Below are 355 nucleotides of genomic sequence, written 5' to 3'. Positions count from 1 at the left end.
GGCAGGTAGAGGCTGCCCGTCGACGACCGGCGAAAAGCTGCGTCGGTAGGCGCACCGTGGCGCAGATTGCGCCGCGATGCCTCGGGTTCAGTTGGACGCGTCCTGGATTGCGGACAGCAGCCACTGTCCGCCGGCCTCGCGGGTAAAGGTCCATAATTGGGTGGCTTCGACCGGATTTTTCGGATCGCCCTTTTCGACAGCGCCGGTCTGGCGATTGCGCATGACATCGATGGCCGACCAGCGCATTGCCGCCGTGGCGTAATCGCGCGAGCCTTCCCGCCACGCCTCCGCAATATCGGCTTCCAGCAGCTCAAGATCGGTAACGTCGTTCTTGAGGCCGTGGGTCGCGTTATCC

Annotated in this window: 1 protein-coding gene; it reads right to left on the bottom strand. The window is 63.9% G+C overall.

All coding sequences use genetic code 11. The features are described from left to right. Nucleotides 1–87 precede the first annotated feature (87 nt). Nucleotides 88–355 (bottom strand): TIM44-like domain-containing protein (locus EN818_RS31185; protein WP_189523993.1); only part of this gene is annotated, 268 nt, incomplete at its 5' end.

The organism is Mesorhizobium sp. M3A.F.Ca.ET.175.01.1.1 (genome assembly GCF_004791945.1).
Lineage (GTDB): Bacteria > Pseudomonadota > Alphaproteobacteria > Rhizobiales > Rhizobiaceae > Mesorhizobium.
Note: the sequence above shows the minus strand (reverse complement) of the source record. Positions and strands in the feature narration are given on the sequence as shown.